The organism is Natronincola ferrireducens (assembly GCF_900100845.1).
Classification (GTDB): Bacteria; Bacillota; Clostridia; order Peptostreptococcales; family Natronincolaceae; genus Natronincola_B; species Natronincola_B ferrireducens.
On the sequence record NZ_FNFP01000004.1, the window covers coordinates 79,019 to 104,255 of the forward strand.

The following is a 25,237-nucleotide window of genomic DNA, read 5'->3' on the forward strand; positions in this document are numbered from 1 at the left end:
TTCCTCCTTTTTTAAATAAACTCTTTCCTACACTATTTATAACCAAATTTCTAACAATGTAACAAAAAATTTATAAATACACTGTAAATATTTTGCCAAGGCCTCTGTTAAATAGCACTGTTGATTTTTAGGGGCATATATCTATAGAAAAGAGGCTGCTTATGTTAAATAAGCAGCCCCAACCTATAATCTATAAATTTTTTCAAGGAAGATTTAATATTTAAACAGATTGAATAAAGCTTTTGCCTACTACAATTTGGCGCTTTACTTCACTTCTGGCAGTGCCACCAAAGGTTTTTCTGCGATCTACCGCCAGCTGAGGACATAGTATATCATAAACATCATTTTCAAAGGCAGAACAGTAGATTTTCCATTCTTCCAAAGATAAATCCTCAAAGATCTTATTGTTTTTGATACAATATTGAACGATATTTCCTACAATTCCGTGGGTATCCCTAAAGGGAATACCCTTTAAGACTAGATATTCTGCTATATCTGTAGCTAATAAAAATCCTTTGTTTAAATGTTGACGGATGCTTTCTTCCTTTACTACGATGCCTTCAATAAGAGGTGTAAGAATGTCCAATATCATGTTGACGGTGTAAAGAGAATGAAAAACGGGGCGTTTGTCCTCCTGTAGATCTCTATTATAGGTGAGAGGAAGACCTTTTATATTTATCATTAAATCATAAAGACTACTTAAAACACCACTGGTTTTACCCCTTGTTAACTCTAAGGCATCAGGGTTTTTCTTGTTAGGCATCATACTTGAACCAGTACAAAAATCATCAGGAAGCTCAATAAAATCAAACTCAGAGGTGCTCCATAAAATTAAGTCCTCACTCAATCCACTTGTATGCAGAGCAAAGGTAGAGGCAGCAAATAAAAATTCCAGCAAATAATCCCTGTCTGACACAGTATCTAAGCTGTTTTCACTAGTAACAGCAAACTCCAACTCCTTCCTAGTGAACTCCCTATCCAAAGGCAGGGTGGAACCTGCTAAGGCGCCAGCACCTAAAGGATTTACATCTGTAGTTTCATAAGCATTGTTAAACCGTTTTAAGTCTCTGGCAAATTTCCAGAAATAAGCCATCCAATAATGACCTAAGGAAATAGGCTGGGCGTGCTGTAGATGGGTAAACCCAGGAACAACAATATCTATATCCTTTTCAGCTCTATGTAGTAAGATTTTTAAAAGAGATAGAACTTTATCCTCTAAATCCTTTAGAGCTTTTTTCATATGCAATCGATAATCTGTAGCCACCTGATCATTTCTAGACCGACCAGTATGGATTTTTGCCCCCAAAGGTCCCAGCTTCTCAATTAATCTTGCTTCTAAATTCATGTGAACATCTTCTAGAGCAATCTTAGGGTGAAAGATACCCTTTTCTATCTCTATCTCTATTTCCTCCAAGGCATTTAAAATATTATCTAACTCTATATTAGACAGAATACCGATATGATGCAGCATTTTTCCGTGGGCCCTGCTGCCCTGTAAATCTTCTTTATATAAATTCCAATCAACATCTAGAGACTGGCTATAGTTTTGCATAATTTCTGCTGGTGATCCAGCAAATCGACCGCTCCATAGAGCTTTATCCTTCATAAAATTGACCTCCTAATATATAGTATATTTATACTATATATTACATAAATATAAAAGTCAAGATAGTAGGATTTAGCCATAGTTTTTTTAAAGGGGTTATGCTACAATATTAAAAAGTAAGTTAAAGAAAACTTATATTGGGGAGAGATTTAAGATGGATTTAAGTCAGTTATTTGATATACAAACACAGCTGGATAGAACAATCATGGAGAACCACGGCCTATATGACAAAGATTTAGTGCCAGCTAAAGTCCTAGCATTACAAGTAGAGTTAGGAGAATTAGCCAATGAAACCCGATGCTTTAAATTTTGGAGTAAGAAGTCAGCTTCTCTAAAGTCAGTAATCCTAGAAGAATATGTAGATTGTTTACATTTCCTGTTAAGCATTGGTTTGGACTGCGGATTTCATGTGAAAAGGTTTGAAACAAATCCTAACAATTTAGATTTAATTCAGGAATTTCAAGAGGTATACAAAAAAAGCTGTGACTTTCTTGGATGTTTAAATCAAGAAAAATACGTAAAATTATTCGAAGAATTTTTAACTTTAGGAGAAAAATTAAATTTCACTTGGGAAGAGGTAGAAAAAGCTTATTTCATGAAAAATGAAATTAATCATCAAAGACAGGCAGAAGGGTATTAAACTATTTACACTCTCCATAAAACACTTTGTGTAGCCACTAGCCAAGATATAAAAAAGCTTCTAGGAATCTTCAAGGGTTATTTAAGATAGTAGCTTTATATAAAAGCAAACAATTATAATAAAGTCCATCAGTTTTTTAGATAAAAAGGGATAGAGTTAAGTAAAATTTAATCTCCATCCCTTTTTAGATTAATCTTCTATTTTATACTCGAAGGGATAAACCTCTTCAGGGTTTTTGTTTAACTTGTTTGCAAAGCCCTGAACATCAATTTCTTCTATTACATTATTACCCTTATGAATTTTGACATTCCATATATCCTTACCATTTTCCACTAAGAACTCAGCAGGATATTGACTACCATCAGCTAATGTTATTTTACCATGTTTCCAAGGCATGTACATCAACTCCTTTCTAGATTATTCTTTACTACAGATCTAATCAATATGCCTTCTATTTATAGGAAAGATTTTGACGGATAAAAGATTGATTCTTTTCTTGGACACTGCTAAAATAGTATAAACAATAGAGATTTTATGGAAGGCTCTATAAATAGAAATGGAGGAATTTTTTTGACTTTATTAAGGCAGGTAGCTATTATTTTAGGAATTTGTTTAGCAGGTGAATTATTAAATAATTTACTGAATATACCTATACCTGGAAACGTATTGGGGATGATTTTACTTTTACTATTGCTTGTAACAGGGGTTATTAAGCTGGAGATGATTGATAAAATAACAAAATTTTTATTAGAGCACTTAGCTTTCTTTTTTGTACCAGCTGGTATAGGCTTGCTTAGCAATTTAGAACTTATAAAAGATCAGTGGTTTGCTATCATTGTAACCATTACTATTTCCACCGTTCTTGTTATGGTGGTAACCGGCTTAACGGTGCAATTTTTAATGAGGAGATGGTCAGCGTAATGGAATATTTGAACACACCCTACTTTGGCATTGTTTTATCCATTATCCTTTTTGAATTAGGATTGATTATTTATAAAAAAACCAAGATTTCCTTTTTAAATCCCCTCTTAATTGCGATACTGGGGGGTATTACATTTTTGGTGGTTTTTAATATTGATGTGGAATATTACAATAAAGGTGGCAGTCTAATTTTATTTTTCTTGGGACCAGCAACGGTTATTTTAGCTGTTCCCCTATATAAAAACTTAACTCTTTTAAAGGCCTATTTATTGCCTATTTTAGTGGGGGTTACAGTAGGCTGTATTACAGCTATTACCAGTGTTATTGTCTTGACAAGGGTTTTTGATATTAATAGGGCTATAGCTGTCTCCTTAGTGCCTAAATCTGTTACAACACCTATAGGGATTGAGGTGTCCACAGCATTAGGAGGGATTCCTGGCATTACAGTGGGCTCCATTGTAGTAGCAGGAATCTTTGGTGCTGTTATAGCTCCCATCCTATGTCGAATTTTTAGAATCAAAAACCCTGTCGCTGTGGGAATAGCTATTGGTACAGCTTCTCATGCAGCTGGAACCACTAGAGCTATTGAAATGGGAGAAACAGAGGGAGCCATGAGTGGCTTGGCCATAGGGATAGCTGGATTGATCACTGTATTAATGGTACCAGTTATTATGATGATGCTATAGAAAAGCCCCCCTTTAGGAGGCTTTTCTATAGGGTTTCTATTCTACACCTGCAGTTGTTATAAATCGCTTGAACACCTATATCAGATATACCTTGGGGGGTGAGGTTATTGACCCCTTGATTCTTTAACCACCAACCCTCATAGGAAACAAGGATAGCATCTCCTACACCTTCATCTATTTTTACCTTTGATTTTAACATGCCATTGGCAGATACCAGCATAACTGGCTGGTCCTCCTGTAATTCATAGGTTTTTAATGTTTTAGCATTGCAAAAGATCTCCGGCAATCTTCCTTCTTCCACATCGATAAAATGCTGGGAATGGAGGGAAGTCTTAGGATGGAGGGTTAAGAACTGCAGAGGATATTCATCTGCTTCCTTGAAGGAGAGATCTATTAACATATCTTCCCCTCTAATAAACTCAAACTTTCCAGAATTTGTAGTAAATTTTTTGTTGCTCCAAGGAATATCGCTGTCCTCAAGTTTTATCCTTCTACCCTTAGTTTCATCAATACTGCAGTCCAGTTTTTCTAGTAAAGGTCTTAAACCTCTTGCTAAATATGTCTTTGGACTGTTATATTCACTAATAAAATCCCTCATATCCATAATTTTTGCTAATTGATGAAAGATTTCAAACTCATGGATTATTCCTTCAGGAGCCTCTAGAGCTTTTTCTGTAAAGGTGAAGTAGCTATGCCACATGGAGGAAAACATAAAGTCCTCCTCCTCATAAATGCCGGTGCAGGGCAATACATAGTCGGCTAAAGCTGCTGTATCCGTCATAAAATGGTCAATGACCACCTTGAAGGGTATAGAAGAAAAGGCCCTTATAGCTTTTTGTGTATCGGGGAGCTGAAGGACAGCATTACTTTTGGTAACAAAAATTCCTTTAATTTTGTCCTTTTTATCCTCTAGGACATATTGAGAGAACAAGGGGCGTTTAAAGGTAGTAGAAACTTTTTTGCTGTCAGTATTGGCTAGATAACTCCAATCTAAAAACTTCGTAATATATTGATTAGCATAGTTTACTCCACCTCCAGCAACACCAATGTTCCCTGTGAGGGCCCCTAAGGCATCAATAAAACGAATGTTTTTTCCACCATTTCTATAACGCTGTAACCCATAGCCTAGGATAATCGTGGAGGGCTTATTATCAGCATAAAGATTTGTCAATTCACAGATCAACTCTTCTGTAAGCCCTGTGGCTTTAATAAGCTCCTTCAATTGTTGTCTATCTAAAAACTCCTTAAACTCCTTAAATCCCTTACAATGTTGTTCAACAAAGTTTACATCATATTTCTTTTTATCTAAAATCATTTTGGCCATAGCCATAGCTAAGTAACCATCATGCTCAGGTTTAACCTGGTAATAATAATCAGCAAAGGCAGCAGTAGCTGTTCTTACTGGATCAATGACGACTATCCTACTACCTCTTTTTTGAGCCTTCTTTAAAATAGGGATAAGATGAGCATTGGTGAAGGCAGGATTTCTCCCCCATATAACAATGGTTTTAGCATGGAGATGGTCTAGGGGATTATGGCCTAAAACCTCTCCAAAGTCTAATTTTTGAGCTTCAATACCAGCTCCCCAGCATAGACTTCCCTCTGGGGTGGTGGCACCGCCATAGGCATTGAAAAAGGCAGTGTCAATATTCTTGAGAAGACCCCCATGACCAGACTCGGTGTAGTGGATAACAGCATCAGAACCCTGCTTTTCTCTAATTTCTAGAAGTTTATGGCCAATCTCCTCTAGGGCCTTCTCCCAACTAATTTTTACCCATTCACCCTTAACCTTTTTCATAGGAGAAGTCAGTCTTTTAGGATGCTGGATTCTTTCCATGAGACTGTGACCCTTTTTACAAAGAAACCCCTGCGTTATAGGATCATCTACATCGCCCTTAACAGCCACAATCTTGTTTTCATCTATTTCTACAGCAATGGAACAGACATCAAAGCAATCCAATGGACATGCAGTTTTTATGACTTTCATAGTATCTCAATCCTCTCTACAAAAACTATATAAAACTATTATATAGTTTCAACCAGAAGATTAAAAGAGAAATACCATGATAAGAAAATAACGACAAACATCAAAAAATAGTATAGAAAATGTTACACAAATCCAGCAGGAATTATAGTAAGAAAATTGAATTATTAACTACATGATTCTAAAACGGGAGGGAAAGCAATGAAGACAAAGGATTATATAGAACGCTCCCATCAAAGGTCTATTGGCTTTGGGGTAGATCATAACCGTATTTATAGCACTAAGATTTTGCAGGGGGATAATCTGCAAAAGAGATTAGAAACCAATAGTGATCTTATCGTAACAACAGAACCCTTTATGAATCAATTATACAATTTTGTAAAAGGCTCCTGTTTTTTTGCTATTTTGACAGATGAAGAAGGCTGTATTTTAAATGTTATTGGAGATGAGGATGTACTGGAGGTAGCTTTTAATCTAGAGATGGTGCCTGGAGCCTATATGAACGAAGAACATATTGGTACCAATGCTATGGGAACTGCCTTAGCAGAAGGGATACCTGTGCAGGTTTCTGGGGAAGAGCATTTTATCAAAGCCTATCATCGATGGACCTGCTCTGCTGCCCCCATTAGAAGTCCCCAGGGTAAAATTATAGGAACTTTAAACCTCACAGGCTACAGCCATCTTGTTCATTCCCACACCTTAGGTATGGTGGTGGCTGCTGTTCATGCCATAGAGCATATGCTAAGAATTCACAGAACCAATAACAAGCTGGCCATAGCAAAGCAATACATTGAAACCATCATTGATTCCATTACTATAGGAATATTTACTATAGGCCCTAGGGGTTATATGAAAACCATTAATAGAACAGCAAGGGAAATGCTGGGGTATACTCCACAGGAGATTGTAGGGTTAAGGGTAGAAGATTTGATAGAGGGTTGGAAGGGTATAGAGGATAGCGTTGCAAGGCATATTACCTACCTTGAGGAGGAAGCCTTTATTAAGGGAAAGAAGGGGAAATTTCATTGCACTTTGAGTGCCTATCCTATACTGGATAATACTGATACTACACAAGGAATCGTCTGTGCAATAAAAGAGATAAAAAAAGCTAGAAAACTGGCTAATAAAATGATGGGGAAACAGGCCTTCTATACCTTTGATAGAATTATTGGCAGGAGTGAAAGATTTTTACAGATAGTAGAGTATGGAAAAAAGATAGCTGATAGCCCATCAACTGTACTGATTACAGGGGAAAGCGGTACGGGTAAGGAGGTTTTTGCCCAGTCTATCCATAATGCCAGTGGTCGCAGGGAAGAGGCCTTTGTTGCCATCAATTGTGGTGCTCTCCCAAGAAACCTTATAGAATCCGAGCTTTTTGGCTATGAGGGAGGAGCCTTCACTGGAGCTAAACAGGGTGGGCATCCAGGAAAATTTGAGTTGGCAGATGGGGGAACCTTATTTTTAGATGAAATTGGAGAAATGCCTTTAGATATGCAAACCAATTTGTTAAGGGTATTAGAGGAAGGTAAAATTTTTCGCGTAGGAGGAAACAAGGAAATAGAAGTAGACGTTAGAATCATAGCCGCCACCAACAAGGATTTGAGACAGGAGGTTGAAAAGGGGAATTTTAGAAGAGATTTATATTATAGATTAAATGTATTACCTTTAAAATTATTGGCTTTGAGGGAGAGAAAGGAAGATATTCCTTTGCTAATAGACTTTTTTCTCACAACCAAGTCTTTAAAGCTGGGAAAAAATCCTGTAAATTTATCTAAAGAAATGATCCAAAACATGATTAATCTTCCTTGGCATGGTAACATTCGAGAGCTAGAAAATATGATAGAACAAATTATCAATGCTGAAGGTAATCATCTATGGCAATCGGGGGATGCTGGAAAGGGTATAGAAAGAGTAGGTTTTGATATGGAGGAAGATAGTTTAGAAGAAGTGGAAAAAAAACATATAGAAAAAATTGTTAAGAAGACGGAGGGAAATATAAGTCTAGCGGCGGAAATTTTAGGAATAGGCAGAAATACATTGTACAGAAAAATGAAAAAATACAACACAGAGTGTATTAAATTGGAACATTGTTCTAAAAAAGAACAGCAAACAAAGGGGAAAATGTTCTAAAAAAGAACACTTAATAAAGAAGTGGAAATTGTTTTTCTACAATAAAGAAAGAAAGCTTTATTTTTCAATATAGCTATTAATAAAAATTTCCAATAATAATTGGTACAATAATTGCATTATATATAGAATTAAGGGAAATTAAGAAGAATTTAAAAACTGCCAATTATTAAGGGGAGGTAATTCTATGAACAAATTTATTAGAGTAGATATGACAACAATGAAGGTTACTACTGAAGAAGTTCCGGCAAAATATGCAGGATTAGGAGGCCGAGCACTGACTTCCAACTTTATTAACGATGAAGTGAAGCCTACTTGCCATGCTCTAGGGAAAAACAATAAACTTATTTTTGCTCCGGGTTTACTTAGTGGTACTACTGCTCCTAACTCTGGACGTCTTTCTGTTGGTGGGAAAAGCCCGCTTACAGGTACCATCAAAGAAAGTAATACTGGCGGTTCCTTCTCACAAAAGATGGCTAAAATGGGCATCAAAGCCTTAGTTGTTGAAGGGATGCCTTCTGATGACAAATACTACGTTATTAAAATTGACATAAAGGGTGTTACAATCGATGAAGCTCCAGCTGAAATCCTTGGGGGATGTGGTAACTATAGGGCCATTGAAGTATTAAGTGAAAAATATGGAGAAAAAGTTGGTATTGGTTTAGCGGGTCCTGCAGGAGAGCATCGTTTACCTTCTGCTAATATTTCCTTTAAAGACCCTGAAGGCAACATTCGTAGTGCTGGTCGTGGTGGGTTAGGTGCAGTTATGGGTTCTAAAAGGGTAAAGGCTATTGTTATTGACGATACCGGTGCTGGAGCAGTGGCTGTGGCAGATCCAGAGAAATTTAGAGCAGCGGCAAAGGTATTTGCTAAAGCCATCTTAGATCATCCAGTTTCTGGTCAAGGTTTAGCTGCCTATGGTACTGACGTATTGATCAATATCTTGAACGAGGCCGGTGGTTTACCAGCCTATAACTTTACAGCTGGCCGGATTGATCATAACGATAATATCTGTGGTGAAACATTAAACGCCGTCATTACAGAGCGTGGTGGAGAGGGTAAGGTTTCCCATGGTTGTCATGCTGGATGTATCATGAGATGTTCTCAATGGTATCCAGATAAGCAGGGTAAATATATTACCAGTGGTTTTGAATATGAAACGATTTGGGGTCTTGGTGCCGATGCTGGCATTAAGGATTTAGATGAAATTGCCTATATAGACCGTGAAATGGACGACATAGGTGTCGATAGTATAGAGACTGCCGTTGCTGTAGCTACTGCTATGGAGGGTGGATTATTGCCTTGGGGTGACGGTAAAGCCGTATTAGAAGCGGTTAAAGAAATCCGGACAGCTACCCCCCTAGGAAGAATTCTAGGTAGTGGCACCTCTGTTGTAGGTAAGGTTTGTGGATTATATAGAACTCCTGTAGTGAAAGATCAAGGTATCCCTGCTTATGATCCCCGTCCAGTTAAGGGTATTGGTTTAACCTATGCTACAAGTACAATGGGTGCCGATCACACTGCAGGTTACTGTATCTCTGGTAATATCTTAAAGGTAGGTGCTGACATAGATCCACTTAAGAAGGATGGTCAAATTGAATATTCCCGTGCTATGCAAATTGGAACCGCTGCTGTTGACAGTACAGGTATGTGTCTGTTTGTATACTTTGGTATCGCTGATAACCCTGGTGGATATCAAGCTCTAATTGATATGATCAATGCTCAATATGGTATATCCTTAACAGCTGAAGATGTAGATAAACTTGGGGAGTCTGTTCTAAAGGTTGAACGTGCCTTTAATAAAGCAGCTGGGTTTACCAATGCCCATGATCGTCTGCCTGAATTCTTCGAGTATGAGCCATGTCCTCCCCATAATGTTGTTTGGGACTTTACTCCTGAAGAAATTGATGAAGTCTATGCTTTTGAAAAGGAAGAAGCTCTAAATAGCTAACAATGAAATCCTCTATATCTAGCCCCGTGGCTATATGGAACTGTAATCTTTTGTTTTAAATAAAAAGCCGGACCTAGGTCCGGCTTAAAACTTTTTCATTGAGGGAAAGTATTTGGAGGAGGGATAAATTTTAATGTCAGTAGAAAATAAAAAAACCATTGAAGTTAGAGGATTTCTTGATTTATATGGGAGGTTTCGAAAAAAAAATGGTTCAATCCCTATCATTATGGAACTTGAGAAACCAATTACAGGTGCTGAGTTAGCTAAAAAATTAGAGGTCTCTTGGGAGGAGATTGAAGTAATTTTTGTAAATGGCTTCGTCCAGGATTTAGACCATATCATTTATCCAGGGGATCGGGTGGCTTTTTTACCACCGGGATGTCCAGGTCCCTATAGGATAGCACTAGGTTTCTATGGAAAAAACAAAAATAATGAGGCCAATTTTAAATTGACAAAAAAATAAAAGATTATTTTTCCACTATAGAGGAAATTTTTATGCCGCCAGTGTCTCTGACGCGAGAAATTATCCCTCACTGATAAAATGAAACTTCTCTATTTGGAGCATAATTTTATTGAGAAAACAGCAGGATAGAATAGTGACAATGGAGGTGAAGATGATGAAGGTAAAAGTGAAGCTGTTTGCCACTTTAAGAGAAAACCGTGAAAAAGAAATGATGATGGATTTACAACAGGGTGCTACACCTAAAGATATTATTAAGCGGTTAAATATTTCTCAGGAGGAAGTAGCTATCATATTTCTTAACGGAAGAAGTGTGAAGGTGGATAAGGCCTTAGAGGAAAATGATACAGTATCTATTTTTCCGCCAGTAGGAGGGGGCTAAGATATGCACAATATATTGTGGATGATGGGGATAGAAATACAATATAGAGAAATAGAATGTGGATAAAGTAATATCAAGGGGATGATTCAACAATTGTCTCCTTGATATTACTTTATGGTAAAGGAAGATGAAGGATAACATAAAAAACTCCCTATGGATTAGAAATTATTTTGTAGAAAGAGGTTGCAAGATATTGAAGTTTATGGTATTATGCTCATTATATAAAAACATTTGTATTTGATTGAAGCACAAAATTGTATACATCATACAAAAAATAAGGAAGTGATGAAAAGTGGAAACCAATGAAACTACCTATTATATTGTGAAGGCAGAAGCCTTGCCGGAGGTGTTTTTAAAAACCATAGAGGTGAAGGAATTGTTAAAAAGAGGGGAAGCTTCTACAATTTTTGAAGCTGTAGAAAAGGTGGGGATGAGTAGGAGTGCCTACTATAAATATAAGGATGATATTTTTCCTCTATATGAAATGAATACGGGAAGAATGATTACCCTAGCCCTTATTCTAGACCATCTACCGGGGGTGTTATCAGAGGTGCTAAATCAAATTGCTCAATCCAAGGCAAGTGTATTAACTATTAATCAAAACATTCCTCTCCATGGTGTTGCCAATGTAACGGTCTCATTGGAGTTAAAAAATATAATGATGCCAATAGATAGGCTCATACAAACAATTGAAAAAATAAAAGGTGTAAAAAAGGTCAATATTATTGCAAAAGAATAAAAAGTCATTAAAGGGGGAAAGGCCAAATGAAAAAGGTAAAAGTAGCATTATTAGGAATTGGAACCGTGGGTGGTGGTGTATGGGAAATACTACACACAAATAGAGAGGAAATTTTAAAAAACTGTGGCTATGAAATAGAAGTAGAAAAAATTTTAGTAAAGGATGTAACAAAGAAACGAAATACAGATATTCCTCAACATCTGTTTACTTCCAATATAGAAGACATTTTAAACAATAAAGAAATTGAAATGGTTGTGGAGGTAATGGGGGGGATAGAACCAGCTAAGGAGTACATACTGAGATCCATTAAAGAAGGAAAGCATATTGTGACAGCCAACAAAGCTCTTCTTGCTAACCATGGTGAAGAAATTATGAAGACAGCAAGAGAAGAAGGAGTAAAGGTCTACTATGAAGCCAGTGTAGGGGGAGGAATCCCTATCATTCATGCTATGAAGGAGAGCTTAGGTGGTAATAAAATTCAGGAAGTTAAGGGTATTCTCAACGGTACCACCAATTATATTTTAACAAAAATGACTCAGGAGAAGGTGGATTTTCCTACTGTATTAAAGGAAGCTCAGGATAAGGGTTATGCAGAGGCAGATCCTACGGCAGATGTTGAGGGCTTTGATGCTGCCCATAAACTGACGATACTATCGTCTTTAGCCTTTGGTATCTCCACTAAATTCCATGAGGTTCATAGGGAAGGTATTTCTAAAATAACACCTATTGATATTGAATATGCAAAGGAGTTAGGTTATGTTATAAAGCTTTTAGCTATAGGTAAGGAAAAGGAAGGGGTCATAGAGCTAAGGGTTCACCCCACCTTTGTCCCTAAGTACCATCCTTTGGCCTCTGTTAATGATTCCTTCAATGCTGTATTTGTAAAAGGAAATGCGGTAGGAGAGTTAATGTTTTATGGTCGTGGAGCTGGAGATTTACCTACTGGTAGTGCTGTAGTAGGAGATATGATGGCAATTTTAAAGGCACAGGGCAATGTAGCAGTTGAGGTTCTTGATAATTATTCTGTAGAGAAAATAGTGAAGCCCATTAGTGAAACGGAAGCTGAGTACTATGTAAGATTAATTGTTAAGGATAAACCAGGAGTACTAGGTAAAATCGCTAGTCTGTTTGGAGAAAGCAACGTAAGTTTATCCTCTGTTATACAAAAAGGAGAAGGAGATCCCTCTGTATCCCTAGTATTCCTTACTCACTATGCTAAGGAAGGAAATGTACAGGAGGCTATAAAGAAAATTATTGCTATCGAAGAAGTAGTAGAGCTAGCCAATCTAATTCCAGTAGAAAATGGCCAAAAAGTAAAGGAGGTATAAATATGTGGAATGGTATCATAGCAAAATACAAGGATTTTTTTGATATAAAAGATGAAGAAAAAATTATCACCCTCAATGAAGGAAACACCCCCCTTATTCCAGCAAAAAATATTGGAGAAATGCTGGGGGGAATCAACCTTTACTTAAAATATGAAGGCTTAAATACCACGGGTTCCTTTAAAGATAGAGGAATGACAATGGCGGTAACAAAGGCAGTCCAAGAAGGAAGCAGGGCTATTATCTGCGCTTCTACTGGTAATACATCTGCTTCAGCTGCAGCCTATGCAGCGAAGGCAGGGTTAAAGTGTTATGTTCTCATCCCCAATAATAAGATAGCATTGGGAAAATTAGCTCAAGCTATTCTCTATGGGGCAGAGGTGATCCCTGTAGAAGGGAACTTTGACGATGCTCTAAGAATTGTAAGAGAAATAGCTGCGGAGGGTAAGGTTACCCTAGTAAACTCCATCAACCCCTATAGATTATTAGGTCAAAGATCGGGAGCTTACGAGGTATGTGATCAACTGGAAGGAAAGATTGATTATCTATCTATTCCTGTAGGAAACGCTGGCAACATTTCTGCATATTGGGCTGGATTCAAAGACTACCACAAGGCTGGTAAACTTGAAAAACTTCCAGTCATGCTAGGGTTTCAAGCAGAGGGAGCAGCACCTATCGTAGAAGACAGAATATTTGAAGAACCTGAAACCGTGGCCACTGCTATTAGAATAGGTAATCCTGCCAGCTGGGACAAGGCAGTAGCAGCTAGAGATGAATCAAAGGGTTTAATTCAGAAGGTAACAGATATAGAAATATTAGAGGCTCAAAAACTATTGGCATCTAGAGAAGGAATATTTGTAGAGCCAGCCTCTGCTGCCAGCATTGCAGGAGTTATGAAGTTAAGCAAGGAAGGCTATTTACAAAAGGGAAAAAATATTGTGGCGGTATTGACAGGTAATGGATTAAAGGATCCTTCGGTAGTATCTCCTGAGAAACATATAAAAACCTATGGTGTAAAAACAGAGGAGATTAAAACCTTGATTTACAGAAGTCTAGGAAGTGACCAAAATGATTAGAGTAAAGGTTCCTGCAACCACTGCTAATATTGGACCGGGCTTTGATTGTCTAGGTATAGCCCTATCCCTATATAACGAGATTGAAGTTGAAGAAATAGATAACGGTCTTATTATTGATATAGAAGGCAGAGATGAAGAAAAGATAGAAAAAAATGAGAATAATCTAGTTTACCAAAGTATGCTTAAGACTTTTCAGCGAATAGGATATCAACCAAAGGGTATAAAAATCAAACAGTATAATAGAATCCCCATTGCTAGAGGACTAGGAAGCAGTGCTGCATGTATAGTAGGAGGTGTTATGGCAGCCAATGGATTATGTGGCAAGCCCCTCTCTACAGAAGAGATGTTGGAATTGGCGGTAGAGATAGAGGGTCATCCAGATAATGTAACGCCTGCTTTAGTAGGAGGTGTTGTAGTATCCTGCAAGGATGAAGGTCAAACCACCTACATAAGATTTGATGTCCATGAAGCTTTGAAATTTATTGTAGCAATTCCTGAAGTGGAGTTAAGTACAAAGGCATCTAGGGGTGTTTTACCAGAAACAATAGCTTTTCAAGATGCCGTTATGAATGTAGGCAAATCTTCATTGCTGGTGGCGGCATTGATGTCAGGGGAATTGGAGAAACTAAGCTTCGCCTTGAAGGATCGTCTTCATCAGCCCTATAGGATTAAATTAATGGACTCCTTGGAAAATATTTTTACTAGAGGAGAAGATTTAGGATTAAATCAGTTGTTTCTAAGTGGAGCAGGCCCCTCCATTATCTATTTAACATGGGGTGAAGAAGCAGAAAAAGAAAAAAAGTTTTACCATATAATTAAGGAAGCACCTGAAGAGTGGACTTTTCAAGTGCTAGCAGGTGATAACAAAGGGACTAGCATTAGCTAGTCCCTTCTTAAAGAATTATATTGTAAAATTGTTGATATTTTCATTAAGTTTTTTAGCCAATCCATTTGAAGCACTTGATGGGTTGGCTAGTTTTGCTATAGCACTGGGGATCTGTGTAGCTCTTGGGAAGTAGCAGCAGCTTCCTCTGAAACCACCAGCTATTTTCAATAACGACTACAATGTTATTTTACAATAAAATCACCTAACTTTGTAATAAAGTAAACACCTTCGATTAATTTAAGGACATATAGGAAAAACTATCAACAAATAATAAGCAAAGAGGGTGAAAAATTGGTAAAAAACATATATTTTTCAATAATTATTCTATTACTAGTAATTGGAATTATAGTGGGATGTACTATAAATAAAGAAGGACAAGAAAACAATCAAAATCTTTTAAGGGTAGAGGAAATAGAGGGATTCTCTACAGTAAATGGCTATAAGGTGGAGGATGGGAAATTCTATTTTACAGGTATAAAGGATAGGGATTGGTACTTTTATAGCCTTGACGTAACAACCCATGAAATTACCAGAAAGCATCATGATGCTGCAAACTATGATTTATACATTCCCTTTGATGAAGGCAATGCTGTATATATTGACTTAGAGGGGCAGCTTTTCTATAGGATAGGGAATGAGGAAAAGAAAATAGATGAAGGGATTAGAGGCACCCATCGACCTAATCTACTAATATCACCTCAGCAGAATGCTATCCTCTATACCAAGGGACCCGAAGAAGACGCGGATCTATATTTATATTATTTTCAAGAGGCAAAGCCCATTTTAATAAAAGAAGGCATTTCAAAAGAAGCCTTTAGAACCTTTTCCTTTACAACCCAGTGGAGCAGAAAGGAAAATTATTTTATCTATCATAATCAAGAAATATATGATAACAGAGGACGACTCTACAGCACTGTGGATGCTACCATAACAAAGTGGTCCCCTGATGATAAATATCTTGTGTTTATCAAAATGCCAGATAAAGGAGAAAAAATAGTGATTGGCGGTTGGGAGACCTACATAGGAAAAGAACTTCTACTCTTTATTGTAGAAGAGAAGAAAACAAAAAAAATCTATGAAAATCCTAAGGGATTAATTGATCCTATTGATAGTATTCAGTGGAGTAAGGATGGATCGACATTAGGTATGTCCATAGGGGAAATCATAAAATTCACCTATGGGGAGCTGGAAAAAATGAATTATGAAAAGGTTTTTGTCTATGATATCCATAGTGGAGAGGGGGTAGAAGTAGAGGAGGTTTTCTATAACTATTATGAAATTCTATTTGACAATTACCTTTATGGTAGTAGCTTGGGAAAACGAGATGTCCTGGAGCTTATAGCTGTATATGGAGAAGATAGAAAAAAGTATGAGAATCCTGTAATTTTAAATAGTCAAGATATGTTTGTTATATCCCATGCAACAGAAGGATATTTGGTAGATGGAGGGAATTTAATGATGGTAAATCCGGAGGGGAATGAGGAAAAAATCGCCACCCTACCTTGGAAAATTAAGGAAGTTTACTTTGACATTACCACCATGACCTTTATTATTATCAATAATGAGATGGAAATATATACTTTAAAACGATAGAAAAGGAGGAAACAATGAAGACTAGTTTTATGTCGGTGGCTACAGGAGCTTTAATTGCAATAATGATCCATATGAATGGCACCCTTGGAAATTATACAAACGTTTATTTTAGCTGTTTTATCGTTCATCTCCTTGCCACTTTAGGAGGAGGTATTTTGATTTTATTCATGAAGGCAGGAGGCGATAGAAGGATACAATACCCTTTTTATTATTATTTAGGAGGTATCTTGGGGGCAATTATTATTATATTAAATAACTTTAGCTTCAAGGGGTTAGGGGTATCCATAACAGCGGCATTAGTATTTTTTGGACAAATTATGATGTCCATTCTAGTGGATAGCTTCGGTCTATTGCAGATGGAGAAGATTCCCTTTAACAAAAGGAAATTACCAGGGATTTTCCTTGTCGCCGCAGGTGTACTTGTAATAATGTGGACATAGGAGGAGGAAAATGGGATTACTATTTGCTTTAGCAGCTTTTACTGCAGGGGGACTTATCGTGATTTCTTCTGTGTTAAATGCACAAATTGCCAAGAAGATAGGGATTTATAAATCTGCCTTTATCAATAATTCTTTGGCTATGATGACAGCCCTTCTATTAACAATGATATTTTATGCAGATTTAGGTGGGGAAGTGCAGGGGATGGGGGAGGCACCCCTATGGAGTTTTTTTGGAGGCATACTGACGGTGGCCATAGTAATTATGAGTAATATTATCATACCTAAAATTCCTGTAGTCTATACGGTATTATTAATATTTACTGGACAGTTTGTGATGGGAACAGTGATCGATACCCTCAACACTATTCCACTTTATACAAATAAACTATTGGGATTTCTCTTAATTATAAGCGGCTTGGTTTTTAATATTTATATTGATAATAGAGAGGGAAGTAGAAGTATAGAATGACATCTAATTAAGGTAACGTCTTAGCAATACATTGCAAAAAAGATTTATAAAGTTAAAAAAACTTGTGTAGGAGACTAACAATGGGGTAATTATTATAAAGAGCTTTACAACGAGATTGAGGTGAATAAACAATGGATCAAGATCAGCAGGCAAATAGAATTATTGAATTTATAAAGGGAGGAGAAAAACCCAAAAGGGATTTCAAAATAGGTGTAGAACTGGAGCATATCGTCGTAAGAAAAGAGGATTTTCAGTCGATTACCTATTATGAGGAGAAGGGTATCGAAAGCATTTTGAAAAACCTTATCCCACAGGGTTATAAACCCAACTATGAAGGAGACTATGTTATAGGGCTGGAGGGAAAAGATGAAGTTATTACTTTAGAGCCTGGAGGTCAACTGGAGATTAGCATAAGGCCCTGTAGTACGATTAAAGAAGTAGAAGATATTTATCTAGCTTTTTTAAAAAAAATCATCCCTATTCTTGAGAAGGAGAATCAGCTTTTAATGGCAATAGGCTATCATCCTAAAACCTCTATTAAGGATATACCATTTAATCCAAAAGGACGCTATAAACATATGGCCGACTACCTTATTACAAAAGGAAAATATGCCCACAATATGATGAAGGGTACAGCATCTCTACAGGTGGTTATTGACTATGAAAACCAAGAGGATTTTATGAAGAAGTTTAGGGTAGCTAATTTCCTTTCTCCTTTATTTCACTTAATTACCGACAATGCCCCTATTTTTGAAGGAAAAGTGTATCAAGACAACAGTGTCCGAAGCACTATATGGGAAAATATGGACAAAGATCGAAGTGGTATTGTACCAGGGGCGTTACAAGAGGACTTTGGTTATAAAGCCTATGCCCAATATATATTAAACACACCACCTATTTTTATTATAAAAAATGGAGAAGTAATTACTACACATAACAAAAAGACTAAGGAGCTTATAGACTTTTATAGGGCCACCGATGAAGAAATAGATCATATTTTATCTATGGTTTTTCCTGATGTAAGGGCAAGACAATACATTGAAATTCGAATGGGGGACACACTTCCCTATCCCTTAAGCATGGCCTATGTTGCTTTAATTAAAGGTATTTTTTATAATGATGTAGCACTAGCCTATCTTTATGAAATGGCAAAGGGAACAGAGGAAGAAAAGGTTTATCGTGCTAAAGAAAATATAGGAAAAAAGGGATTTGAAGGTAGCTTTAAGTGTAAAACCGCGGGAGATTTCATTCCTATTTTATTTGATTTGGCCAGAAAGGGTTTGGATCAGGAGGAGAGAAAATATTTAGAAGGTTTAGAAGCCTTGGCCTTAAAACATGCAAATCCAGCTCAGGTGTTGAAGGCTAGGATAGCATCTGTGGGAGATGAAGCCTTAGGGTGGTGCTCCCTCAATAAATATGGGAGGGGAATAGATAGTGACTCTAAAAAATAGAATATTTCTCCAATATCGTGGAAACGTATTAAAAAACAAAGAAGCTTATCTAGAGGAATATAAGAGGGTTTTAAAGACAGTGGAGAAGTCACCTGCCCAGTATAAAGGTAAGCCTATTGAGTTTTTATATCACCCCATGTTTTTAAGTGTTGATGACTTTAAAAAATTTGAACATTTAACGGAACAGTTGATGGGTATTTTACGTAAGGTAATTGATAGATATTTACAGGATGAGGAATTTCGAAAACATTTTGGTTTTTCACAACTATTGGAAGAGCTGATTGTTAAGGATCCAGGATACAGTATTCCTGCTCCTATGGGAAGGTTTGATATTTTTTATCATGATGACGGTGACTTTCAGTTTTGCGAACTAAATGCTGATGGGTCCTCAGGAATGGTGGAGGCTAGAGAACTACAAAATATTTTTCAACATTCCTTAGCCATTAAAGAGCTAGAAAAAGATTATCGTTTCACAATCTTTGAAGTTTTCTACACATGGGTAGATGCCCTTCTTAAAAATTATCAGGAATTTAGTGGGTCCCAAGAAAAACCTAAGGTGGCTATTGTTGACTGGTTTTCTTCAGAAGTTCCTTCTGAATTTATAGAATTTCAAAAGGTATTTGAAGAAAGGGGATGCCCTACTGTTGTTGCTGATATTAGGGATTTAACCTATAGGAAAGGTAAACTATACTATGAGGAATTTCAAATAGATTGCATTTATCGAAGGGCAGTAACATGGGAAATTATTGATAATAATAAAGAAGTAAAGGACTTTATCGATGCCTATATGGAGGGGGCTGTATGTGTAGTTGGACCTATACGCTCTCAAATTATTCATAATAAAAATATCTTTAGCATTTTGCATGATTCTATGAAAACCCCCTTCCTTACAGAGGAGGAAAGACGATTTGTAGAAAAGCATATTCCCTATACCACCATCTTTGATACCAATAATGAAGAGTTGGTGGATTTCACCATTAAAAATAAGGACCAACTGGTATTAAAGCCTATGGACAAGTATGCTTCCTATGGTGTTTATATCGGCAGGGATTTCACTGCTAAGGAGTGGAAGAATATTATTGATAGCCAGGCCCAAAAAAATTATCTATTACAGCAATTTTGTCGTGTGCCTAAATTACCAATGGCTATGTTTGCTGAGAATGACGTGGATTTTGTGGAAAACAACTATATTATAGGATTATTTATGTACAACCAAAAGCTGCAGGGGATTTATACCCGCACAGGTAGATGCAATATTATCGGAAGTGTTGTAGAATGCTTTACTGTCCCCAACTTTATCGTAGAAGAAAAACTCTAGACATTAGGTTAGAGTTTTTTTATTGGGTCAATACTAGTAGGTAAGGAGGGATTTAAAGAGGATATGAAGGATTATATTTTGGTACTTGGAAGAATGGTTACAATTTTACCATTGTTATTGGTGATTACAGTATATATTATGGGAAAAAGATCCATTGGAGAGCTTCCAGTTTTTGATTTTTTAATCATTATTACAATGGGCTCAGTGGTAGGAGCAGATATTGCAGATCCTAATATACATCATGGACCCACCATCTTCGCCGTTATTTTTCTAGGTATTGTACAAAATCTTGTCAGTAGGTTGGTTTTGAAAAGTAGAAAAGTGGGAAGATTTATTACCTTTGAACCCACTCTAATTATGGAAAATGGTAGGTTTATTGTAAAAAATATAAAGGATATTAAATATTCTATTGATGAAGTACTGATGATGCTTAGGGAAAAGGATATTTTTCATTTTCAAGAAGTACAATATGCTATTATAGAGTCAAATGGGAAATTAACTGTGTTAAAAAAAACCGACACCAAACCTTTAACACCGAAGGATATGGGAATGACTACTGAAGATGAGGAACTTCCAACGGTTGTTATTTTAGAGGGAAAGCTAGACAAAAAAAGCCTATTAAATATCAATGAAACAGAAGAAAATATTATAAACCTGGTAAAACAGCAGGGCTATAAAAACCTATCGGATATTTTTCTTGCCACCTATACCAATAAAGAAGGTTTATCTATTTCTCCTTATAATTTGCAGCAACCTCCAACCCATATTGGCCATTAAATCTACATAGTTTTTTTCTGCATATTGGTGGAATTTATTTCCCAGCCAATATTCGACTAAATTTTACGAATAATGATGGCAGGTTATTAGGGAATCATGTATAATAAATACAGAGGTAAATACTAAATGGGGGTGAATAATGTGAAAATCCAATGGGATAAGCAATATTTAAAATATGCTTTATATGGCAGTTTTGCAATTATATTATCCGTTATATTTTATCAAATCCTAGATAATATAGCATCATTACTAGACAGTATTTCTGATGGATTTCTTTGGGTTAGAAGAATGTTAAGCCCCTTCATTATAGGCGCCTTTATTGCATACCTTTTAAATCCTGGAGTAAGGTGGTTTGAAAAAAAACTCTATAGTAGAGTTGTTTATATTTCTGAAAGAAAGACCCTCCATAGACTTATCAGTATTTTGACGGTCTATATTATTCTTATTAGCTTTATTACTATGCTAATTGTATTTGTAGCACCTCAAATTAACAATAATATTCGAGAAATACTACGAAGAGTCCCTGAATATGATAGAATAACTAGGCAATGGCTAAGTAATTGGGAAAAAGAAATAGGGGTAGAAAATTTATATGATTTTGCAGAGCATATAGAAAAAAATAGCAAAGAAATTTTTGATAAAACCAGTCAAGTATTGGAGTATATTTTAAACAATATTTTTGTCAGTGTTATGACCATTACATCAGGAGTTTTAAACTTCCTACTGGCTTTGATTATTTCCTTCTATATGCTTTCGGATAAAGAGGGCTTTAAAGTAGGGGGAGAAAAGTTTCTAAGAGCTATGATGAAGGATGAAACCGTTGATAGGATTAAGGATTTCGGCCGGGAAGCCGATGACCTCTTTGGCAAATTTATTATAGGAAAGTCTTTAGACTCCTTTATTATAGGGGTTTTATGCTTAATAGGTTTAAAGATCATGAACATTCGATATGGCTTGTTACTGAGCACAATTATAGGTGTTACCAATATGATCCCTTACTTTGGTCCCTTCATTGGTGCGGTGCCAGTGGCCATCATTACCTTCTTTGATAGTCCTGTAAAAGCACTATGGGTAATTCTCTTTATTTTAGGATTACAACAGTTTGACGGCTTGATTTTAGGTCCTAAGATTTTAGGAAATAGTGTGGGATTAAGACCATTTTGGATTATATTTGCCATTGTGGTGGGAGGCAAGCTGGCAGGTGTCCTGGGAATGTTTCTAGGCGTTCCTATCTTTGCTATCGTAAGACTTCTAGTAATGCGGTTCATTGATCGACAACTGGAAAGAAAAACCATGGAGAAGCTAGAAAAGAATCAAGTATAATTGAAGATCATGTTATAAAACCGAGGTCAGAACTTAACAGTCTCTGAGCCTCGGTTTTTTTATGTTAAACAAGTATTCGGTGATTTTTATCACAAAAATAAAATAGTTATTGAAAACTATTATCAACTAGTATATAATCAGAATTGCGGTGATAATACATATCATCTGGGAATCGTTATTATTACAGACCAAAGAGGAGGAAGAATTTAAATGTTTAAAAAGAAAAAAGTTTTAGCTTTCATCATGATAGGAATTTTGGCTCTCATAGCGATCGGATGCAGTAGTCAACAACCAGTAACGACTGGAGAAGAGGAAAATCCGATAAGTGGAGAAGCATCAGGGCAGCTAGTAGTTTATTCAAATAGAAATGAAAAATTTGTTCAACCCCTACTTGATAAATTTTCCGAAGACACAGGAATTGAAGTATTAGTACTACATGGAGCTAATCCACTTCAAATTGTTGAGGAAAAAAATAATGTTCGTGCTGATATATTTATTTCCAATGATCTTGGTGCTTTAGGATATTTAGATGGTGAAGGACTATTACAAGGATCAAATCCAACAGGAATTGAAACCATTCCTACAGACTTTAGGGCTGATGACAATGCATACTTTGCAATTTCAGCTAGAGCCCGTGGCTTTATTTATAATAAAGATATGATGACTGAAGAAGAAATGCCAAAAAGTATTGAAGATTTATTTGACCCAAAGTGGAGAGAGGTTGAGAATGGGTTTGCCATTACCCGTGGTGGTAATAGTGGTATGATTGGACATGTTTCAGCCCTTCGTTATGAGTGGGGAGATGGGAAAACAGCAGAGTGGATTTCTGCAATTAGGGAAAATGCAGCAGGTATTTACGAAGGACATGGTGATATTCGTAGGGCTGTAGGTGCTGGGGAGCATTCCTTTGGACTAGTAAACAACTACTATTTCCATCAACAATTACTAGAACCTGAAAATAATAATGTAGGCTTTATTTATCTTGATCAAGAAGAAGATCAAATGGGAGTTGTTGCTAATGCAGCGGGGGTAGGTCTTGTTAAAGGTGGACCTAATGAAGCCAATGCAATTGCTTTCCTTGAGTGGTTATTATTGCCTGAAAATCAAGTAGCCTTTGTGGGAGAATCACTGGAGCTTCTAATTAACTCACAATATGGGGCTGTTTATCCACCTGAAGTAGAACCGTATATTGTAGATTTTAGTGATTTAAAAGCTCAAGATATGCCTATTAAAGAGCTTGGTAATTACTTTGAAGACACAAAAGCCCTTATTGAATCATCTGGATTAGATTTAGACTTAAAATAGTTAAAGAAAATAAAATGAGATTTAATTCAGAGGGTGGCTTAGTAATACACTGAAAATAAAATTTTATTATAATAGGAGATGACATCATGAGTATTAAGAAAATAACACAATTAAATAAAAATAATCATGACAAGGTTGGGAAAAAATTTTCTCCAACCCTTCTCCGCTTTTTTAGAAGAAAATGGTTAAATATTTGGCAAAGTAACCCTCCAGGAACAGTATTACTTTTATGTGGCCTCTGTATAGCAGTGATTATGTCCATTCCAATTATTTATGTGGTATGGCGATCCCTCTTTGCTGGGACAAACCGATGGGTCCGACTTCTTGATCAGAGAATTCCACAATTACTAGGGAACACCCTTTCACTAACAGCTGCCGTCACTGCAAGCACGATAATAATTGGTGTTTCCTTAGCATGGATTGTTATACGAACAGATATACCGGGAAAGAAAACATGGAGATGGTTATTAGCTATGCCACTAACAATACCTCCCTATGTGGGAGCGATGGCCTATATTATCGTCTTTGGCCACAGTGGATGGGCCCGTGATCTATGGCAAGGAACCCCTTGGTTAGTAAATACCTTGGGGGATTACGCTATCAATATTTATTCATTTGAAGGGGTATTCTTTGTCTTAACCATGTTTACCTATCCGTATGTATATTTAATTGTCAGCGCTTCTCTTCAAAAAACCAATCGAAATTATGAAGATGCTGCCTACTCTCAAGGGATGAGTACTTCTGAAGTCTTTTGGAAGGTAAATCTACCACTTCTACGTCCAGCAATTGGAGCAGGAGCTGTTCTTGTATCTCTTTATGTACTTGGAGATTTTGGTACCATTGCTATGCTGCGATATGTAACATTTACAGCGGCTATTTATTTCCAAAGAGCCGGCTTTGACACAGCTTCTGCAGCTGTATTGAGTTTAGTGCTTATTTTTTTAACCATCATTATACTATGGATTGAATCAAAAACCCGAAAGAAAAGCAGATATTATCAAACATCCAATACCTATAGAAAACCATTGACTTTAAAATTAGGTAAGTGGAGGTTCCTTGTATTTCTTTATGTCAGTTTAATATTCTTTGTATCTGTGCTACTACCAATTAGTGTTCTTATCTATTGGTCTAAAATTGGAATTAGTATGGGGGCTCTTGATGACCGTTTCTTTGGCTTTGTATTTAATAGTTTGAAGGTTTCAGGTTTTGCCGCATTAATATGTATGTTATTTGCTATGCCTATTATTTATTTAAAAGCTCGGTATCCATCTGTGATTACGAGCTTTATTGATAGATTGAGTTATGGGGGATATGCTCTTCCCGGAGTTATTGTTGCTTTAGGCTTTGTTTTTATATTTAACAACCACCTACCCATACTTTATGGAACCTTTTATATTGTTGCATTAGCATTTGTTGTTCGATTTTTACCGCAAGCTATGCAGGCAGGAGAAGCATCCCTCAGTCTCTTGTCTCCAAGAATTGATGAGGCGGCCCGAAGTCTTGGGTATCCTCCATGGAAGGTAATGCTTAAGGTGATTCTTCCTAATATGTTGCCTGGAGTATTGGCAGGGGGAGCACTGGTTTTTGTTAGTTCTATTAAAGAGCTTCCAGCTACACTGATGTTGCGACCACCAGGTTTTGATACTTTGGCAGTTCGTGTTTATTTTGAAGCTTCGGAGGCAATTTATCATCTGGCGGCTCCAGCGGCATTATTAATTATTATAGTCTCTATTACTCCATTGCAGTATATGCTAAAAAAATATTAGGGGGTGACTAGA

Annotated in this window: 23 protein-coding genes; 20 read left to right on the forward strand and 3 right to left on the reverse strand. The window is 36.6% G+C overall.

Annotated elements, in window-relative coordinates; all coding sequences use genetic code 11:
• Window positions 1-220 precede the first annotated feature (220 nt).
• Window positions 221-1,606 (reverse strand): argininosuccinate lyase, encoded by a 1,386-nt coding sequence (gene argH, locus BLS22_RS10185; RefSeq protein WP_090553649.1) that lies wholly within the window; start codon window positions 1,604-1,606, stop codon window positions 221-223.
• 154 nt (window positions 1,607-1,760) lie between these two features.
• On the opposite strand from argH, the gene BLS22_RS10190 reads away from it, so the two are divergent.
• Window positions 1,761-2,246, forward strand: a complete 486-nt coding sequence (locus BLS22_RS10190; protein ID WP_090553650.1) for a dUTP diphosphatase — start codon at window positions 1,761-1,763, stop codon at window positions 2,244-2,246.
• Window positions 2,247-2,435: 189 nt separating this feature from the next.
• Here BLS22_RS10190 and BLS22_RS10195 read toward each other — a convergent pair whose 3' ends face one another.
• Entirely contained in the window at window positions 2,436-2,642 is a 207-nt protein-coding gene (locus BLS22_RS10195; RefSeq protein WP_090553651.1) for a hypothetical protein, read from the reverse strand.
• Window positions 2,643-2,816: 174 nt separating this feature from the next.
• Between BLS22_RS10195 and BLS22_RS10200 the strand changes: the two genes are divergently transcribed.
• Together BLS22_RS10200 and BLS22_RS10205 are read left to right on the forward strand one after the other, a co-directional pair.
• A complete protein-coding gene (locus BLS22_RS10200; protein ID WP_090553652.1) occupies window positions 2,817-3,167 on the forward strand; it encodes a CidA/LrgA family protein in 351 nt (116 codons plus the stop codon).
• Complete coding sequence (locus BLS22_RS10205) at window positions 3,167-3,853, forward strand: LrgB family protein (RefSeq protein ID WP_244269524.1); 687 nt, start codon at window positions 3,167-3,169, stop codon at window positions 3,851-3,853. The genes BLS22_RS10200 and BLS22_RS10205 overlap by 1 nt, the downstream gene beginning before the upstream one ends.
• Window positions 3,854-3,878: 25 nt before the next feature.
• Here the strand turns inward: BLS22_RS10205 and BLS22_RS10210 are convergent, their stop codons facing one another.
• Complete coding sequence (locus tag BLS22_RS10210) at window positions 3,879-5,840, reverse strand: molybdopterin-dependent oxidoreductase (protein WP_090553654.1); 1,962 nt, start codon at window positions 5,838-5,840, stop codon at window positions 3,879-3,881.
• A 198-nt stretch (window positions 5,841-6,038) separates the two neighbouring features.
• On the opposite strand from BLS22_RS10210, the gene BLS22_RS10215 reads away from it, so the two are divergent.
• The 17 genes from BLS22_RS10215 to BLS22_RS10295 all read left to right on the forward strand — a co-directional run bounded on the left by BLS22_RS10215 (window position 6,039) and on the right by BLS22_RS10295 (window position 25,225).
• Window positions 6,039-7,967, forward strand: coding sequence for a sigma-54-dependent Fis family transcriptional regulator (locus BLS22_RS10215; protein WP_090553655.1), 1,929 nt, complete (start codon window positions 6,039-6,041; stop codon window positions 7,965-7,967).
• 184 nt (window positions 7,968-8,151) lie between these two features.
• Window positions 8,152-9,915 carry an aldehyde ferredoxin oxidoreductase C-terminal domain-containing protein gene (locus tag BLS22_RS10220; RefSeq protein ID WP_090553656.1) on the forward strand — a complete coding sequence of 588 codons (1,764 nt, stop codon included), beginning with the start codon at window positions 8,152-8,154 and terminating at the stop codon, window positions 9,913-9,915.
• Window positions 9,916-10,048: 133 nt separating this feature from the next.
• Window positions 10,049-10,378: a MoaD/ThiS family protein gene (locus BLS22_RS10225; RefSeq protein WP_090553657.1), complete on the forward strand. Its 330-nt coding sequence runs from the start codon at window positions 10,049-10,051 to the stop codon at window positions 10,376-10,378.
• A gap of 154 nt (window positions 10,379-10,532) precedes the next feature.
• The gene (locus BLS22_RS10230; RefSeq protein ID WP_090553658.1) at window positions 10,533-10,757 is read left to right on the forward strand and encodes a MoaD/ThiS family protein; all 225 of its coding nucleotides are present in this window, start codon (window positions 10,533-10,535) and stop codon (window positions 10,755-10,757) included.
• A 292-nt stretch (window positions 10,758-11,049) separates the two neighbouring features.
• The gene (locus tag BLS22_RS10235) at window positions 11,050-11,496 is read left to right on the forward strand and encodes an ACT domain-containing protein (protein ID WP_090553659.1); all 447 of its coding nucleotides are present in this window, start codon (window positions 11,050-11,052) and stop codon (window positions 11,494-11,496) included.
• Between the two features lie 26 nt (window positions 11,497-11,522).
• Entirely contained in the window at window positions 11,523-12,824 is a 1,302-nt protein-coding gene (locus BLS22_RS10240) for a homoserine dehydrogenase (protein ID WP_090553660.1), read from the forward strand.
• Window positions 12,825-12,826: 2 nt separating this feature from the next.
• Window positions 12,827-13,897, forward strand: a complete 1,071-nt coding sequence (gene thrC / locus BLS22_RS10245) for a threonine synthase (protein ID WP_090553661.1) — start codon at window positions 12,827-12,829, stop codon at window positions 13,895-13,897.
• Complete coding sequence (gene thrB, locus BLS22_RS10250) at window positions 13,890-14,783, forward strand: homoserine kinase (protein ID WP_090553662.1); 894 nt, start codon at window positions 13,890-13,892, stop codon at window positions 14,781-14,783. The genes thrC and thrB overlap by 8 nt, the downstream gene beginning before the upstream one ends.
• Window positions 14,784-15,074: 291 nt before the next feature.
• On the forward strand, window positions 15,075-16,376 hold the full coding sequence (locus BLS22_RS10255) for a hypothetical protein (RefSeq protein WP_090553663.1): 1,302 nt from the start codon (window positions 15,075-15,077) through the stop codon (window positions 16,374-16,376).
• 14 nt (window positions 16,377-16,390) lie between these two features.
• Window positions 16,391-16,816 (forward strand): DMT family transporter, encoded by a 426-nt coding sequence (locus BLS22_RS10260; RefSeq protein WP_090553664.1) that lies wholly within the window; start codon window positions 16,391-16,393, stop codon window positions 16,814-16,816.
• 10 nt (window positions 16,817-16,826) lie between these two features.
• Complete coding sequence (locus BLS22_RS10265; RefSeq protein ID WP_090553665.1) at window positions 16,827-17,285, forward strand: DMT family transporter; 459 nt, start codon at window positions 16,827-16,829, stop codon at window positions 17,283-17,285.
• Window positions 17,286-17,416: 131 nt separating this feature from the next.
• A complete protein-coding gene (locus BLS22_RS10270; RefSeq protein WP_090553666.1) occupies window positions 17,417-18,736 on the forward strand; it encodes a glutamate--cysteine ligase in 1,320 nt (439 codons plus the stop codon).
• Window positions 18,720-20,054, forward strand: a complete 1,335-nt coding sequence (locus BLS22_RS10275) for a glutathionylspermidine synthase family protein (protein ID WP_090553667.1) — start codon at window positions 18,720-18,722, stop codon at window positions 20,052-20,054. The genes BLS22_RS10270 and BLS22_RS10275 overlap by 17 nt, the downstream gene beginning before the upstream one ends.
• 63 nt (window positions 20,055-20,117) lie before the next feature.
• On the forward strand, window positions 20,118-20,831 hold the full coding sequence (locus BLS22_RS10280; protein ID WP_090553668.1) for a DUF421 domain-containing protein: 714 nt from the start codon (window positions 20,118-20,120) through the stop codon (window positions 20,829-20,831).
• Window positions 20,832-20,972: 141 nt separating this feature from the next.
• Complete coding sequence (locus tag BLS22_RS10285) at window positions 20,973-22,154, forward strand: AI-2E family transporter (RefSeq protein WP_244269525.1); 1,182 nt, start codon at window positions 20,973-20,975, stop codon at window positions 22,152-22,154.
• 210 nt (window positions 22,155-22,364) lie between these two features.
• The gene (locus BLS22_RS10290) at window positions 22,365-23,459 is read left to right on the forward strand and encodes an extracellular solute-binding protein (RefSeq protein WP_090553670.1); all 1,095 of its coding nucleotides are present in this window, start codon (window positions 22,365-22,367) and stop codon (window positions 23,457-23,459) included.
• Between the two features lie 86 nt (window positions 23,460-23,545).
• On the forward strand, window positions 23,546-25,225 hold the full coding sequence (locus tag BLS22_RS10295) for an ABC transporter permease (RefSeq protein WP_090553671.1): 1,680 nt from the start codon (window positions 23,546-23,548) through the stop codon (window positions 25,223-25,225).
• Window positions 25,226-25,237: the final 12 nt, after the last annotated feature.